The organism is Flavobacterium solisilvae (genome assembly GCF_012911605.1).
GTDB classification, from domain to species: domain Bacteria; phylum Bacteroidota; class Bacteroidia; order Flavobacteriales; family Flavobacteriaceae; genus Flavobacterium; species Flavobacterium solisilvae.
The window spans coordinates 1-279 of the sequence record NZ_JAAMPT010000088.1 but is presented as its reverse complement, the minus strand read 5'-3'; the positions used below and the strand labels follow the sequence as shown (position 1 = coordinate 279).

Here is a 279-nt window from a genome sequence, read left to right as displayed (position 1 = left end):
CAGTAAAAGACCAATGTACCAGCCGAAAAGGCGGAAGAGAGATTGACCGAAGTGAGTATGCTGATGCAGTAGAGGAAAACAACAAACGCTATAAAGCCAACCAGCAACTCTATAGAAAACGTCAAGAAATCAACGAACACATCTTTGGAACAATAAAACGAAAATGGGGATATAACCACACCAATTTAATAGGATTAGAGAAAGTAAACGGCGAACACAGTTTGATTATGCTGGTGTATAACATCAAACGCAGCATCAATATCCTTGGTGTGCCCGATT

The 279-nt window shown here is 40.1% G+C and carries 1 protein-coding gene; it reads left to right on the top strand.

Annotation, left to right across the window (positions count from 1 at the left end; translation table 11 throughout):
• Positions 1-279: transposase (locus tag G6042_RS00415; protein ID WP_169522329.1), on the top strand; the 279-nt coding region annotated here is incomplete at both ends.